At 68.5% G+C, this 14,318-nt stretch carries 15 protein-coding genes; 8 read left to right on the top strand and 7 right to left on the bottom strand.

Annotated elements, in window-relative coordinates:
- Positions 1 to 14 precede the first annotated feature (14 nt).
- From CQ034_RS00480 to CQ034_RS00465, 4 genes are read left to right on the top strand one after another with little or no spacing between them, the layout of a single operon-like run.
- Positions 15 to 257, top strand: a complete 243-nt coding sequence (locus CQ034_RS00480) for an exodeoxyribonuclease VII small subunit (protein WP_029262960.1) — start codon at positions 15 to 17, stop codon at positions 255 to 257.
- Positions 254 to 898 carry a DUF4245 family protein gene (locus CQ034_RS00475; protein ID WP_105709553.1) on the top strand — a complete coding sequence of 215 codons (645 nt, stop codon included), beginning with the start codon at positions 254 to 256 and terminating at the stop codon, positions 896 to 898. The genes CQ034_RS00480 and CQ034_RS00475 overlap by 4 nt, the downstream gene beginning before the upstream one ends.
- Positions 895 to 1,578 (top strand): carbonic anhydrase, encoded by a 684-nt coding sequence (locus CQ034_RS00470; RefSeq protein ID WP_105709552.1) that lies wholly within the window; start codon positions 895 to 897, stop codon positions 1,576 to 1,578. The genes CQ034_RS00475 and CQ034_RS00470 overlap by 4 nt, the downstream gene beginning before the upstream one ends.
- Positions 1,575 to 2,996 (top strand): aspartate ammonia-lyase, encoded by a 1,422-nt coding sequence (locus CQ034_RS00465; RefSeq protein ID WP_105709551.1) that lies wholly within the window; start codon positions 1,575 to 1,577, stop codon positions 2,994 to 2,996. The genes CQ034_RS00470 and CQ034_RS00465 overlap by 4 nt, the downstream gene beginning before the upstream one ends.
- Before the next feature lie 147 nt (positions 2,997 to 3,143).
- On the opposite strand, the gene CQ034_RS19700 is transcribed toward CQ034_RS00465, so the two are convergent.
- From CQ034_RS19700 to CQ034_RS00445, 4 genes are all read right to left on the bottom strand, one after another.
- Complete coding sequence (locus CQ034_RS19700; RefSeq protein WP_258133898.1) at positions 3,144 to 3,638, bottom strand: endonuclease domain-containing protein; 495 nt, start codon at positions 3,636 to 3,638, stop codon at positions 3,144 to 3,146.
- 610 nt (positions 3,639 to 4,248) lie between these two features.
- Entirely contained in the window at positions 4,249 to 5,634 is a 1,386-nt protein-coding gene (locus CQ034_RS00455; protein ID WP_029262965.1) for a PhoH family protein, read from the bottom strand.
- Between the two features lie 158 nt (positions 5,635 to 5,792).
- Positions 5,793 to 6,923, bottom strand: a complete 1,131-nt coding sequence (locus CQ034_RS00450; RefSeq protein WP_105709550.1) for an aminotransferase class V-fold PLP-dependent enzyme — start codon at positions 6,921 to 6,923, stop codon at positions 5,793 to 5,795.
- Between the two features lie 40 nt (positions 6,924 to 6,963).
- Positions 6,964 to 7,743, bottom strand: coding sequence for an isoprenyl transferase (locus tag CQ034_RS00445; RefSeq protein ID WP_029262967.1), 780 nt, complete (start codon positions 7,741 to 7,743; stop codon positions 6,964 to 6,966).
- 98 nt (positions 7,744 to 7,841) lie between these two features.
- Here CQ034_RS00445 and CQ034_RS00440 point away from each other — a divergent pair, with 98 nt between their 5' ends.
- Positions 7,842 to 8,573, top strand: a complete 732-nt coding sequence (locus CQ034_RS00440) for a hemolysin III family protein (RefSeq protein WP_029262968.1) — start codon at positions 7,842 to 7,844, stop codon at positions 8,571 to 8,573.
- A gap of 46 nt (positions 8,574 to 8,619) precedes the next feature.
- On the opposite strand, the gene CQ034_RS00435 is transcribed toward CQ034_RS00440, so the two are convergent.
- On the bottom strand, positions 8,620 to 8,925 hold the full coding sequence (locus CQ034_RS00435) for a hypothetical protein (protein ID WP_029262969.1): 306 nt from the start codon (positions 8,923 to 8,925) through the stop codon (positions 8,620 to 8,622).
- A 68-nt stretch (positions 8,926 to 8,993) separates the two neighbouring features.
- On the opposite strand from CQ034_RS00435, the gene CQ034_RS00430 reads away from it, so the two are divergent.
- Positions 8,994 to 9,380: a DUF4307 domain-containing protein gene (locus CQ034_RS00430; RefSeq protein WP_029262970.1), complete on the top strand. Its 387-nt coding sequence runs from the start codon at positions 8,994 to 8,996 to the stop codon at positions 9,378 to 9,380.
- A 96-nt stretch (positions 9,381 to 9,476) separates the two neighbouring features.
- Complete coding sequence (greA, locus tag CQ034_RS00425) at positions 9,477 to 9,965, top strand: transcription elongation factor GreA (protein ID WP_029262971.1); 489 nt, start codon at positions 9,477 to 9,479, stop codon at positions 9,963 to 9,965.
- Between the two features lie 66 nt (positions 9,966 to 10,031).
- Here the strand turns inward: greA and ilvA are convergent, their stop codons facing one another.
- Together ilvA and CQ034_RS00415 are read right to left on the bottom strand one after the other, a co-directional pair.
- Entirely contained in the window at positions 10,032 to 11,261 is a 1,230-nt protein-coding gene (gene ilvA / locus CQ034_RS00420; protein ID WP_029262972.1) for a threonine ammonia-lyase, read from the bottom strand.
- The gene (locus CQ034_RS00415; RefSeq protein ID WP_029262973.1) at positions 11,258 to 12,454 is read right to left on the bottom strand and encodes an AI-2E family transporter; all 1,197 of its coding nucleotides are present in this window, start codon (positions 12,452 to 12,454) and stop codon (positions 11,258 to 11,260) included. The genes ilvA and CQ034_RS00415 overlap by 4 nt, the downstream gene beginning before the upstream one ends.
- 88 nt (positions 12,455 to 12,542) lie before the next feature.
- On the opposite strand from CQ034_RS00415, the gene CQ034_RS00410 reads away from it, so the two are divergent.
- Positions 12,543 to 13,799, top strand: coding sequence for a winged helix-turn-helix domain-containing protein (locus CQ034_RS00410; protein ID WP_105709549.1), 1,257 nt, complete (start codon positions 12,543 to 12,545; stop codon positions 13,797 to 13,799).
- The last annotated feature ends 519 nt before the right edge of the window (positions 13,800 to 14,318 follow it).

The raw sequence follows: 14,318 nt of genomic DNA, 5'->3' as shown, positions 1-14,318 counted from the left end.
CGTAGGATGGAGGGGTGAGCGCCCTGAACGACATCCCCGTGGAGACGCTGTCGTTCGAGGCAGCCCGTGACGAGCTCGTGAAGGTCGTCGCCGAGCTCGAACAGGGCTCTCCGACCCTCGAGCACTCGCTCGCCCTCTGGGAGCGCGGCGAGGCGCTGGCCGCTCGCTGCGAGGAGTGGCTGCTCGGCGCGAAACGCCGTCTGGATGCCGCTCGCGCAGCCGCGTCGGACGACGAGACTCCTGGCGGCGACGCATGAGCAAGCAGCCTCCGATCATCGCCGAGCTCGGACGCCCGGAGACGCCGGACGAGACCGCCGCCCGCAAGGCGGCGTCGAGCAAGGCCTACCGATCCAGCCAGACCTTCCGCAACCTCATCGCGGCGCTGCTGGTCACAGTGGCCGTCGTCGCCGTCATCATCTTCGCGGTGCCCCGGGGCGAGCCTGTCGAGCGCAAGCCGCTCGACGTCGCGGCCGTGGCCGAAGGCGTGGAGTCCTCGATGGAGCGCCCCGTCCTCATCCCCGAGCTCGGCACCTTCTGGCGCGCGAACAATGCGGAGATGCAGGGTGGCGCCACGGTCGTCTGGGAAGTGACGCTCGCCCCGAAATCCGACACCGAGCGCGGCTTCGTCAAGGTCGCGCAGGCCTTCGACGTCGACGCGTCCTGGGCCCCGCAGCGCCTGAACGGCATCGCACCCACGGACACGGTGCGCATCGGCGGACTCGACTGGGACGTCTACAAGCCCGGCAGCGCCGAGTCCAACGCGAACGTCACCTACGCCATCGGCACTCAGGCGGGCGACGACTACATCCTGCTCTACGGCGCGCGCTCTGCAGACTCCACCGCGGAACTCGCAGAATCCCTCATCCCGCAGATCCGCGACATCTCGGAGGCCTCATGACGCACCCCCTGACCCCGGCCGCAGCCTGGCAGCAGATGCAGGAGGGCAACCGCCGTTTCGTCGCGGACGAACCGCGCCACCCGAACCAGGACGTGCTCCGACGCAAAGACCTGGCGGCGGCGCAGCACCCCGTCGCCACACTGTTCGGCTGCTCGGACTCACGTCTCGCCGCGGAGATCATCTTCGACCTCGGCCTCGGCGACCTGTTCGTCGTCCGCAACGCCGGCCAGGTCATGGGCGAATCGATCGTCGCGAGCCTCGAGTACGCGGTCGCGATGCTCGAAGTGCCCCTGATCGTGGTGCTCGCCCATGACTCCTGCGGCGCGGTTCGCGCGGCGATCGACGGCACCGCGATCGACGCCGCTCCCCTGCCGCCGCACATCTGGAAGCTGATCGCCCCGATCGTCCCCGCCGCGCGGAAGGTCCTGGCAGAGAGCGGCGGCGGCACCGTCGCCGACATCGACTCGGAGCTCGTCGGCATCGAGCATCTGCGCAACACCGTGCGCGACCTGCTGCAGTCGTCCGAGATCATCAGCAACGCCGTCGCCGAAGGCCGTCTGGGCATCGTCGGCGCCAACTACCGTCTGGCCGAGGGCGAGGCGGTGCCCGTCATCACGGTCGGGCTCGACACCGACGTCACCAAGGGGATCGACCCCGAAACCAAGGAGGGTTCTGAATGACCGACACCGACCAGCGCAGCGGCGAGAATGCGCAGGGCTACCGGATCGAGCACGACACCATGGGTGAGGTGCGGGTGCCCGTGAACGCGCTCTACGGGGCGCAGACGCAGCGCGCCGTCGAGAACTTCCCGATCTCGGGCAAGGGCCTCGAATCGACGCAGATCGCCGCCCTCGCGCGGATCAAGAAAGCTGCAGCGCTCGCCAACAAGGAACTCGGCACGCTCGACGGCGCCATCGCCGACGCGATCGCCCAGGCCGCCGACCAGGTGGCCTCCGGCGCGCACGACGGCGAGTTCCCGGTCGACACCTACCAGACCGGTTCCGGCACGTCGTCGAACATGAACATGAACGAGGTGCTGGCCACCCTCGCAACCGGCATCCTCGGTTCGGCCGTGCACCCGAACGACCACGTGAACGCCTCGCAGTCCTCGAACGACGTGTTCCCGACGTCGGTGCACATCGCCGTGACGCAGGCCCTCATCGACACACTCATCCCCGCGCTCGACCACCTCGCCGTGGCCCTCGAGGCGAAGGCGGAACTGTGGAAGGACGCGGTCAAGTCCGGCCGCACGCACCTCATGGACGCCACGCCCGTGACCCTCGGCCAGGAGTTCGGCGGCTACGCCCGTCAGATCCGCCTCGGCATCGAGCGCGTGCAGTCGGCCCTCCCGCGCGTCGCCGAGGTTCCCCTGGGCGGCACCGCCGTGGGCACCGGCATCAACACGCCCCTCGGCTTCCCGCAGAAGGTCATCGCGCTGCTCGCGGCCGAGACCGAGCTGCCCATCACCGAGGCGAAGGATCACTTCGAGGCGCAGGCCAACCGCGACGGCCTGGTCGAGGCCTCCGGTGCTCTGCGGACGATCGCCGTCTCGCTCACCAAGATCAACAACGACCTGCGGTGGATGGGCTCCGGCCCCAACACGGGTCTCGGCGAACTGCACATCCCCGACCTCCAGCCCGGCTCCTCGATCATGCCCGGCAAGGTCAACCCGGTCGTCCCCGAGGCCGTGCTGATGGTGTGCGCGCGCGTGATCGGCAACGACGCGACCGTCGCCTGGGCCGGAGCATCCGGTTCGTTCGAGCTCAACGTCGCGATCCCGGTGATGGGCACGGCGGTGCTCGAGTCGATCCGTCTGCTGTCGAACGCCTCGCGCGTGCTCGCCGACAAGACCATCGACGGCCTGCAGGCGAACGTCGAACGCGCCGCCGCTTTCGCGGGCATGAGCCCGTCGATCGTCACCCCCCTGAACAAGCTCATCGGCTACGAGGCTGCCGCGAAGATCGCCAAGCACTCGGTCGCCAAGGGCATCACCGTGCGCGACGCCGTGATCGACCTCGGCTACGTCGAGCGCGGTGACCTCACTCTCGAGCAGCTCGACGAGAAGCTCGACCTGCTGTCGATGACGCACCCGGGCTGACCCGCACGAAACGACGGATGCCGCGAGGACTCGTTCCTCGCGGCATCCGTCGTTTCCGGTCCACAAATGCATGACCGTGTTCCGGGTGCATGAGAACCCAACAGGAACATTCATGCATCTGGCAAGAACTCATGCGGATGGTGCGGGTCAGACCCGCGCACGGCCGAGTGCTGCCATCACGGCCGCCACAACCACATCCCAGGTGTGCAAGATCATCGCGTAGTCGAAGCGAAGCGTCTCGAACCCGAGGCGTGATGCCGCGGCATCGCGCATGAGATCCCGGTGACGCTGACTCGGTCCGTCGTGGTTCTCCCGACCGTCTGCTTCCAGAATCACCCGCCCCTCGATGACGAAGTCGACTCGTCCGACTCCTGCGACTGCGACCTGCGTTCGCACCTCGACTCCGATGAGGTGGAGCCTCAGCCGTACCAGCGATTCCAAGCCGCTCTCCGCATCGGGCCGCGCAAGATCGACGAGCCAGCGCGCGGAAGCAGGAAGAGCCGCCCGGACCCTCGCGCGTGCCGCGGCTGTAAGCATCCGCTTGTTCCATGCCGACTCGAATGCAGCGAAGAAGAACTCCTCGCCATAGCAGGCGAATGCGTGCAGAAGCGCGACATCGATCGGAGCGATTCCGATATCCATACGTCCTGGGGTGAAGTGGGCGACGCAGCCGCACCGCTCCGGGTGATGACGTCGACCACCGAGACCCATCCACACGTGCACCTCTTTCGGCATCTCGAGCGTCCACACTTCTCGAGCGCGCAAAGCTCCACCGCACGTGAGGGCGCCACCGTGCGCTGCTGCCGAGACCACTTCCGGTGCGGCGTCAACCGACGCGAAAACCCCGGGCCGCACCCGAACGATACGTCCGGCCCTGCACTCGACGCCCAGCCGCGAACGCGAGCAGCCGAACGCCTGAAGTCGGGTGCCGCGCGCGACCCCTCCGAAGTGCCCGAGGACGGAGCCGACGTCGATCATCGTCTCATCCTGGATGCATGTGACCATCGCTCTCGCACGCCGGAATGCAATCCGTGGAATCACGTTTCTCAAACCACGGCTGTGCAGTCCCGGACCACCCGGTCCGCCCCCGGATGCATGAGGATTGCACGAACGCAGGATGTCCAGCGCCCGAACGGTCATGCATCCGGTCGCCACTCATGCATTCGGCGGAAGGCGAGATCCCCGCGCACACGACGGCGGATGCCGCGGTCTCAGCCCGCGTGGCATCCGCCGTCGTCGCCGTCATGCGTCGTCAGCTGAGCTCTCCGCCCTCCAGGAGCTCGGTGACGAGGGCGGCGATGGCCGAGCGCTCGGAGCGGGTCAGGGTGACATGTCCGAAGAGCTCATGCCCCTTCAGCGTCTCGATGACACTGGCGATCCCATCGTGCCGGCCGACGCGGAGGTTGTCCCGCTGACCGACGTCGTGGGTGAGGATGACCCGCGAGTTCTGTCCCATGCGGCTCAACACGGTGAGCAGCACGTTCCGCTCGAGGGATTGGGCCTCATCGACGATCACGAAGGCGTCGTGCAGAGAGCGTCCACGGATGTGCGTGAGGGGCAGCACTTCGAGCAGTCCGCGCTCGACGACCTCTTCGATGACGTTGCCGGAGACGACCGAGCCGAGTGTGTCGAACACCGCCTGCCCCCAGGGGCCCATCTTCTCGCCCTGGTCGCCGGGCAGGTAGCCGAGCTCCTGGCCGCCGACCGCGAACAGTGGTCGGAACACGATGATCTTCTTCTGCTGCTGGCGCTCCAATACGGCCTCGAGCCCGGCGCACAGTGCGAGCGCCGACTTGCCGGTTCCCGCGCGACCGCCCAGGGAGACGATGCCGACCTCCTGGTCGAGCAGCAGGTCGATCGCGATCCGCTGCTCCGCCGAACGGCCGTGCATGCCGAAGATGTCGCGGTCGCCGCGCACCAGGCGGAACTCGCCGTCACCCGTGACGCGCCCGAGAGCGGATCCGCGCTCGGAGTGGATGATCAGCCCCGTGTTCACCGGGATCCCCCGAGCCTGGTCGCTGATACCGACTTCGCTCTCGTAGAGGTCGCTGATGTCGTCGCCGGAGAGGTCGAGCGTCGCGATGCCGGTCCATCCGGAGTCCACCGCCTGCTCGGCGAGGTACTCCTCGGCCCGGAGCCCCAGCGATGCGGCCTTCACGCGCATCGGCAGGTCCTTCGAGACGATCGTGACGTCCTGGCCGTCCTGCGCGAGGTGCATCGCGACCGAGAGGATGCGGGTGTCGTTGTCGCTGAGCCGGATGCCGGCGGGGAGTACCGAGGAGTCGGTGTTCGCCAGCTCGACGCGGAGCGTGCCGCCCTCCCCGACCTCGACCGGGAAGTCCAGGCGTCCGTGCTCGATGCGCAGGTCGTCGAGGTGCCGCAGCGCCTGCCGTGCGAAGTATCCGATCTCCGGGTCGTGACGCTTGCCCTCCAGCTCCGTGATCACGACGACCGGGACGACGACCGAGTGCTCGGCGAAACGGAAGAACGCCTGCGGATCGCTCAGCAGAACGGAGGTGTCGAGCACGTAGGTGCGCAGATCCTGATCCGGATCGGCGGACGACGATGCCCGGCTCGACGTCTTACGGGTGGACTGCTGCGCGGTGCTGGTGGCCTGCTGCGCTGTACGTGTGGTCACGACCCACTCCCGACCCGGGGAATCCCGGCTATTCGAACGAGTCGACCAGGGGGTCACGAGCCGCGAACCTGAGGCCGACCCGAACGGGCGCCTTGCCCGATGCCTAGAACGTACGACCGCCCAGGGGATTAACCCGAACTCGACACGCCAGGGATTCGTTACGCGCTGATGAACGTCTCGTTGCCGAACGTGTGCAGGGCGTCGTCGAGGAGCTCGAAAGTGGCAGCATCCGTACCCGCGTGCGGGGCGACGCGCACCGAAGCACCTCGGGCCGTCACGACGATTCCTGCGTTGGCGAGCGCGGCGGCGAGGCGTGCGGGTTCTTCCGGCGCCAGTGCGACGATGCCGGCACGCTGCGAGCGCTCGCGCGGCGAACTCACCTCGATCCCATGGCGGTCGGCGATCTCGATGACACGGTCGACGTTCTCGGCGAGCCGCTCCTCGATGGCGGCGACCCCGGCATCGCGCATGTCCCGCACGCCGATCGCGAGGCGCCCGGCAGCGAGGGTGTCCGGCTGGCTGACCGTGTAGGCGCTCGCGGATGCCGCCGGCCCCGGCAGCTCATCGACGAACAGTCCGGTCGCCGTCGTTCCGGTGATCCCGGACAGCACGGGGACGATCCGCTCCCGTGCACGCGGCGCGAACCAGGCGAAGGCGCTGCCCCTGCCCGCACGCAACCACTTGTATCCGTGTCCGACGACCACGTCGGCGGCCGCGTAGTCCACGTCGATCACGCCGAACGACTGCACCGCGTCGACGATGAGCAGGCGGTCGGGGCCGATGACGTCACGCAGTGCGGCGAGGTCGGCCCGGTATCCGGTGCGGAAGTCGACGTGACTCACTGCCAGCGCGACGACCTCGTCGTCGAGCGCCTCGGCGACTGCCTCCGGCGTCACGCGTCCGTCGTCGGGCGTGATCCACCGGGGCGTGACCGCGCGGTCCGATGCGGTCGCGGCCCGCTCGATCGTCAGGCTGACGCTGGGGAACTCCGCCGTGCTCGCGATGACCGCCCCGGAGATGCCGTACAGCGCGTGCATGAGTCCGTGCGTCGACGAGGGCTGCAGGGTGACGTCGGCGGCGTCTGCGCCGAGGAGCTCCGCGACGAGCTCCTGCGCCTGGCCGACGCGCTCGGCGACCAGCGACAGGGAGGAGGGGCGCCCGCTTCCCAGAAGGTCGGCATCGGCGAAGACCTCTTCGCGCACGGAGGGGGACAGCGGACCGAATGCTGCCCAGTTCAGGTAGCCGGACTCGTTGTCGAAAGTGTCGACGTAGTCCTGGAAAGTGCTCACTGCGTCATTGTGGCACGGTGCCGAGCGCGCCGCCCCGGCTTCAGCGACCGAACCGTCGGTCGCGATCCGCGAAGTCGCGGATGGCGCGGAGGAAGTCGACCTGTCGGAGATCGGGCCCGAGTGCCTCCACGAAGTAGAACTCGCTGTGAGCGCTCTGCCAGAGCAGGAAGTCGCTCAGCCGCTGCTCACCGCTCGTGCGGATGACGAGGTCCGGGTCCGGCTGTCCCCCGGTGTAGAGGTGTTCCCCGATCATCTCCGGGGTGAGGTGGGCGGCGAGATCCTCCATCGTGCCGCCCGATGCCTCGTGCTTGGTGATGATGCTGCGAACGGCGTCGACGATCTCGTTGCGGCCGCCGTAGCCGACGGCGAGATTCACGTGGAGTCCGCTGTGGTCTTTGGTGCGCGCTTCGGCGTCGGCGAGCACTCTGGCGAGTTCGGGCGGCAGGATGTCGGAGCGTCCGACGTGCTTGACCCGCCAGTTGCCCTCCTGGGAGAGCGCCTCCGCCAGCTCGGCGATGATCTCGATGAGGTCGGCGAGCTCCACGGAGTCCCGCTTTCGCAGGTTGTCACTGGAGAGCAGATACAGCGACACGACGCGCACGCCGAGCTCGTCGCACCAGCCGAGGAACTCACGCATCTTCGCAGCCCCGGCCCGGTGGCCTTCTGCCGCGCTGTCGAACCCGAGCTGGCGCGCCCATCGCCTGTTGCCGTCGATCATCATCGCGACGTGATGCGGGACGGAAGCGGGATCGAGGTGGCGACGCAGCCGACTGGTGTAGAGCCGATACAGCGGCCCTCGCACCGGATTCTCGCGTGATATCACCTCCCTACGCTACCGTGCCCCGGCTTTCGCCACGGTGTGCGGATGCTGAGGATCATGTGCTCGTCGAGGTATGCGCGTCGGCTTAGAGTGAGCACGTGAGCACTCCCGAACAGTCCGGTCCCGACGTCCCCGAGCTCCCGCTGCACGCTGCCGGGGAAGTCGATGCCGCGGTGGAGATCCGACCCACGTGGCGAGGGTGGATCCACGCGGGCACCTTCCCGGTGGCGGTGGTCGCCGGCGCGATCCTGATCCTCGTCGCCGACGGGGCCGCAGCGAAATGGGCCTCCGCGGTCTTCATGGTCACGTCCATGCTGCTGTTCGGCAACTCGGCGCTTTACCACCGGTTCGACTGGAAGCCGAAGGTCAAGGTGCTCCTGAAGCGGATCGATCACGCGAACATCCTGCTGCTGATCGCCGGCACCTACACGCCGCTGGCCGTGCTCGCGCTGCCGCCTGCGAAGGGAGTGCTGCTCCTCTGCCTCGTCTGGGGAGGGACCCTCGTCGGCATCCTCTTCCGCGTCTTCTGGATCAACGCCCCCCGCTGGCTGTACGTCGCGCTGTATCTGCTGCTCGGCTGGGCGGCGGTGATGTACATCGGCGACCTTCTCGCGGCGAACGTCGCGATGATGGTGCTCGTGATCGTCGGCGGGCTCCTGTACACGGGCGGCGCGGTCGTCTACGCCCTCAAGAAACCGAACCCCTGGCCCGGCCACTTCGGCTTCCACGAGATCTTCCACGTGTGCACGGTGCTCGCGTTCCTGTGCCACTGGACCGCGTGCCTGCTCATCGCCATCGCGCCGCTGTCGCCCTCGCTCGGCGCTCCGTAGTCACCGTCACCCGTCCTCACTCGGGCGCTCCGGAACTCGTGGGCGCTCAGCGTGCAGGCGGTTCTTCACCCTCGTCGTGTGTGCTCGAGCCGTCGACCTCGGTCGATCCCGTCGCGCTCGTGTCGGCTTGTGCTCCGGCTGCGGCGCGGGCGGCCTCCTCGGCGTCGAGCTCCTCGCGCACCTCGTCGCGATACCGGACGCGGCGGATCCGACGGTTCATGTCCCAGATCAGCAGGATCACGGCGATCACGATCACCACGATCACCGCGAAGCCCACGAACCCCGGGGTGACGGACACCGGATCGACGGTCATGCTGGGCGTCGGCATCGGGGTCTCGGTCAGAGCGAGCATGAATCGGCCTTTCGTACGCAGGTCGCATAACCTGGTACCACCAGCCTAACGACCGGGAAGACCCACCTGTGACGACCGCACAACAGCTCGACGAACGCTATGGACGAACCCGACGGCGTCGGTGGCCGTGGATCGTCGGCGGCGGCCTCGCGCTGCTCGTGATCGGTGCCTTCAGCTGGATGACCGTCGCGCAGTCCATGGCCTCCGTGGACGCCGACGATCTGGGCTTCACGCTCGTCGACGAGCACTCGGTGGAGGTGAGCTTCCAGGTCACCGGCGTGCAGGGCCGGGACGTCGTGTGCGCTCTCGAAGCCCTCGATGAGGAGTTCGGCGTGGTCGGCTGGAAGATCGTCGAAATCCCCGCCGGGGATAGTCACTCACAGGCGAAGTCGGTCACCATCCCGACGGTCGCCGAGGCCACGACAGGTTTGGTGAACACCTGCTGGGTCGCCTAGACTCGTGGCAGACATACGACGCCCCGGCACGAGCCGGGGCGTCTTGGCATATCCCCCGCAGCACGCCGGAGGGATCCCGAAAGAAGGAGCTTCGCCATGTCCACCGATGCTCAGGTTCCCTTCCTCACGCAGGAGGCTTACGACCGGCTCGTCGCCGAGCTGGAGCACCTGTCGACCGTCGGTCGCGATGAGATCGCCAAGCGCATCGAGGCGGCTCGCGAAGAAGGCGACCTCAAGGAGAACGGCGGATACCACGCCGCGAAGGATGAGCAGGGCAAGCAGGAGGCCCGCATCCGCACCCTCGAGGCTCTGCTGAAGACCGCCAAGGTCGGCGAGGCTCCCGCCAGCCGCGGGATCGTCGAGCCCGGCACCGTCGTCACGGCTCTCGTCGCCGGCGGCGAAGAGGTCTTCCTCCTCGGCAGCCGGGAGATCGCGGTCGGCAGCGACCTCGACGTCTACAGCGAGGCCAGCCCGCTCGGTCAGGCCATCCTCGGCCTCAAGGTCGGCGAGAAGTCGGCCTACGAGGCGCCGAACGGGCGTTCCATCAGCGTGGAGATCGTGAACGTCGAGACTTACGCGGGCTGACCACCCACGCAGAAGCGCCCCCCGCATCCTCTCGGACGCGGGGGCGCTTCTGCGTGGGTGGGAAGGTCAGTCGGCGACGAGGATGGGCTCGAAGCCGGCCCGCCGCAGCGTGTCGAGCGTGTGCTCCGAGTGCTCGGGGCCACGCGTCTCGACGCTGAGTTCGAGGATGACCTCGCTGATCTGAAGTCCATGACCATGACGGGTGTGCATCGCCTCGATGACATTCGCACCCGCCTCGGCGATGAGCTCGGAGACGCGGGCGAGCTGGCCCGGACGGTCGGGCAGTGGGACGCGGATGGTGAGGTATCGGCCCGATGCCGCAAGCCCGTGCGAGACCACGCGCTGCAGGAGCAGCGGATCGATGTTGCCACCCGACAGCACCGCCATCGTCGTGCCGGTGCCGGAGACCTTGCCGGCCAGGATCGCCGCGACGCCGGCCGCACCGGCCGGCTCGACCACGACCTTCGCCTGCTCCAGCAGGATCAGGATCGCCCGAGCGAGGTCATCGTCCGAGACCGTGACGACCTCATCGACGAGCTCCTTGATGATGTCGAACGGGATGGCGCCGGGGCGCGCGACCAGGATGCCGTCGGCGATCGTCGGACGGGTGACGATGTCCACGGGCTCGCCCGCAGCGAGCGACGGGGGCACAGCAGCGGCGTTCTCGGCCTGGACGCCGATGATGCGGACGGTGCGCCCGAGTTCAGCGGCACGCGCTTTCACGGCCGCGGCGACGCCCGCGATCAGGCCTCCGCCACCGATGCCGAGGACCACGGTGTCGACATCCGGGGCGTCCTCGAGCAGTTCGAGTCCGAGCGTCCCCTGCCCGATCACGACGTCGCGGTGGTCGAACGGGTGGATCAGCACCGCACCGGTGCGCTCGGAGAACTCCGCCGCCAGACGCAGCGATGTCGCCACGGTCTCGCCCTCCAGCACGACCTCGGCGCCGTACCCGCGGGTGGCGAGGAGCTTGGGAACCGGAACCCCCAGCGGCATGAAGATGGTCGCGGGGATGCCGAGCGCCTGCGCCGCGAGCGCGACGCCCTGGGCGTGGTTGCCGGCGGATGCGGCGACGACGCCCCGCGAGCGCTCCTCAGCGCTCAGGCGTGAGAGGCGGTACGCGGCACCGCGGATCTTGAACGAGCCCGTGCGCTGAAGATTCTCCATCTTCAGCAGGACGGTGCCTCCGTGAATGTCGGAGAGGGCTCGCGACGGCAGCGTCGGCGTGTGCGAGATCACCTCAGCCAGACTCTGAGCCGCTAGCTCGAACTCGGTCAGGCTGGGGACTGCACTCATCGATTCCTCCGTCTCCGCTCGCGCGGTACTGTGCTCCAGATAAGGTCTCCGCTGGGCCCGACGCCGGTGCGCCAGGAACCAGAACTGATGGTCACGGCCGCGACGTTCACGAAGGCCGCAAGCGGAACGGCGAACAGTGCTCCGGGGATGCCGGCGATCATCGCGCCGCCCGCCACGACGAGGACGACGGCGAGCGGATGCACCTTGACCGCGGAGCCCATCATGATCGGCTGCAGGATGTGGCCCTCGATCTGCTGGACCGCCAGCACGACCACGAGCATCCACAGTGCGATCCACGGCCCGTTGTAGACGAGAGCCAGGAACACGGCGACGGCGCCGGTCGCGACCGCACCCACGATCGGGATGAAGGAGCCGAGGAACACCAGGACGGCGACCGGAAGCGCGAGCGGCACCTGCAGCAGGAACGCCCCGAGGCCGATGCCGATCGCGTCGATGGTGGCCACGAACAACTGAGTGCGGGCGTAGTTCACGATCGTCGCCCAGCCGTTTCGGGCGGCACCGTCGACGGCGGGCCGCGCCTTGCGCGGGAAGATCCGAAGGGTCCAGCGCCAGATTCCTGCGCCGTCGGCGAGGAGACAGATGAGGATGAACAGCGACAGCAGCGCACCGGTCGCGACGTGTCCGACCGTCGTGCCGATGGCCAGTGCGCCCGTCCAGAGCGCCTGCGTCTGCTCGTCGAGGAAGTCGAGGCCCTGCTGCAGGTAGTCGGCGATCTGGGTGTCGGAGAGGTTCAGGGGACCTTCGTGGAGCCAGACCTGGAACTGGTCGAACGCCTCGGTCGAGCGTGCCTGCACGTCGGGCAGCTGAGCGCGCACCTGCCAGACGACCAGCCACATCAGTCCGGTCACGATGGCGGCCGTTCCGATCAGCGAGATCGTGATCGCCAGCCAGCGTGGGAATCCGCGTCGCAGCATCCACGAGAACGCCGGCCACAGGAGTGCTGTGATGAGGATGCCGACCATGAGCGGGATGACCAGGAGCTTCAGCAGCATCACCAGCCAGATGAAGACGCCGATCGCTGCGGCGATGATAAGCAGCCGCCAGGAGTAGCTCGCCGTGATGCGCAGCGGCAAGGGCACCGCCTCATCGGCATCGGTCGTCACGGTGCGGTCGGTGGAGACCGGGCGCGGACGGAAGAGATCTCGCAGCCGGGGGCGCTGGTCCTCGCTCATCGCCCAAGTCTACGGTCAAGCCGTATGCCGTTCGACGCATCCATCACCGAAGAGCGGAGATGTCGGTGCCCGGCGATACGCTGACGGCGTGACCGAGACCCTCAGCTCCCCGCACGCCCGGCGGATCGCCCTCGCCGCTCAGGGGTTCACCCGATCCCGACCCGCATCGGTCACCGCGCGCCACGTGCACCGCGTGATGGATCGGCTCGGCGTCCTTCAGATCGATTCGGTGAACGTGTTCGCGCGCTCGCATTACCTGCCGCTCTTCTCGCGTCTCGGCTCCTACGACCCCACACTGCTCGACAGGGTCTTCCTCTCCCGCACCACCCATTACGTCGAGTACCTCGCCCATGAGGCGACGTTCATCCCGGTGGCGGACTGGCCGCTGTGGCGATTCCGCATGGACGACTTCCGGCGGAAGTGGGCGGATGAGGACTCGTGGATGAGCAACAACGCGCGCACGGTGCAGTGGGTGCAGGACGAACTCCGCGCCAGGGGTCCGCTGCGTCCCGCCGACCTGCGCGACGACGCGCCGCGAGAGCGCGGAACATGGTGGGACTGGGACGAAGCCAAGCTCGCGCTCGAACACCTCTGGCGCACGGGCGATGTCGCCGTGAGCGGCCGCCGGGGCTTCGAGCGCACGTACGCGCTGGCCGACCAGGTGATCCCCGACGTTATCCGATCGCGGGAGATCTCCCGAGACGAGGCGATCCTGGAGTTGACGCGCCGTGCGGCTCGCTCGAGCGGTGTTGCGACGCAGTCCGACCTCGCCGACTACTACCGCATCCGTGACCGTGCCGCGGTCGCCCGATCGATCACCGAGCTCGTCGACGCCGGCGAGCTGCAGCCGGTGCAGGTGCGCGGCTGGGAACGCGGAGGCCGTCCGCTGCGCGCGTGGCGGCATCGCGATGCCGTGCTGCCCCGCAAGATCGAGACCGCGGCCGTTCTGACTCCGTTCGATCCGGTGGTGTGGTTCCGCGACCGGGCGCTGCGCATCTTCGATCTCGACTACCGCATCGAGATCTACGTGCCGGCCGAGAAGCGCCGGTTCGGCTACTACTCGCTGCCCGTGCTCGTCGGCGACCGCATCGTGGCGAGGGTCGACCTGAAGGCTGACCGCGCCACCTCGACACTGCAGGTGCAGTCCGCGTGGTGGGAGCCGCAGGCCCGGCCGGGCGATGCTGAGCCGGTCGCTGCGGAACTGGCCCTCGCCGCCGCCTGGCAGGGTCTGGAGCGCGTGTCGGTCTCTGGTTGGGGTGATGCCACGGCCGCGCTTCATGATTCGCTGAGCGGCGCGGGCGCGCAGGTGCACAGACACGTGCACGCCAGAGAGAGTGCCCCGTGAGCCGGCGGCGCTGGTGGCTGATCGCCGGTGCGGTCGGTGTCGTCGTGCTCGTCGCCGGAGGCGTGTGGATCTGGCAGGCGACCGGGCGGCCCGCCACGGCGGAGGAGGCGGCGGCGGAGTACCTGCGCGCGCTCGAATCCGGTGATCCCGCAGCGGTGGAGGCCACTGGTGCCGTGATGCCGCAGGAGACGCTCGACGCGTTCTCCGACGCGACGGCACTCGTCCACGATGCGGAGGTGATCTCCGTCGGCGGAGACGACAGCGCGCCGGTCGGTGGTGTGACGGCGACGGCCGAGATCTCCTTCCGCCTGGCCGACGGGAAACACTCCGCAGAGCTCACGCTCTCCCCCCTCGACGGACGATGGGTGGTGGATGAGTCCGGGCTGGGCACCGTGACCGCCCGCCCCTCGGTCGGCTCGTTCATCTCCATCGGCGGGCAGACGCTGCCCGCGGGCGAAGCCACGACATTGCTGCCGGCGAGCTACACCGTCGCCGCCGCACCGGTGTCGCTGCTCAGCG

The sequence above is a fragment of the Microbacterium sp. MYb45 genome, assembly GCF_002979655.1.
Taxonomy (GTDB): domain Bacteria; phylum Actinomycetota; class Actinomycetes; order Actinomycetales; family Microbacteriaceae; genus Microbacterium.
This window is presented reverse-complemented; position numbering and strand designations above follow the sequence as displayed.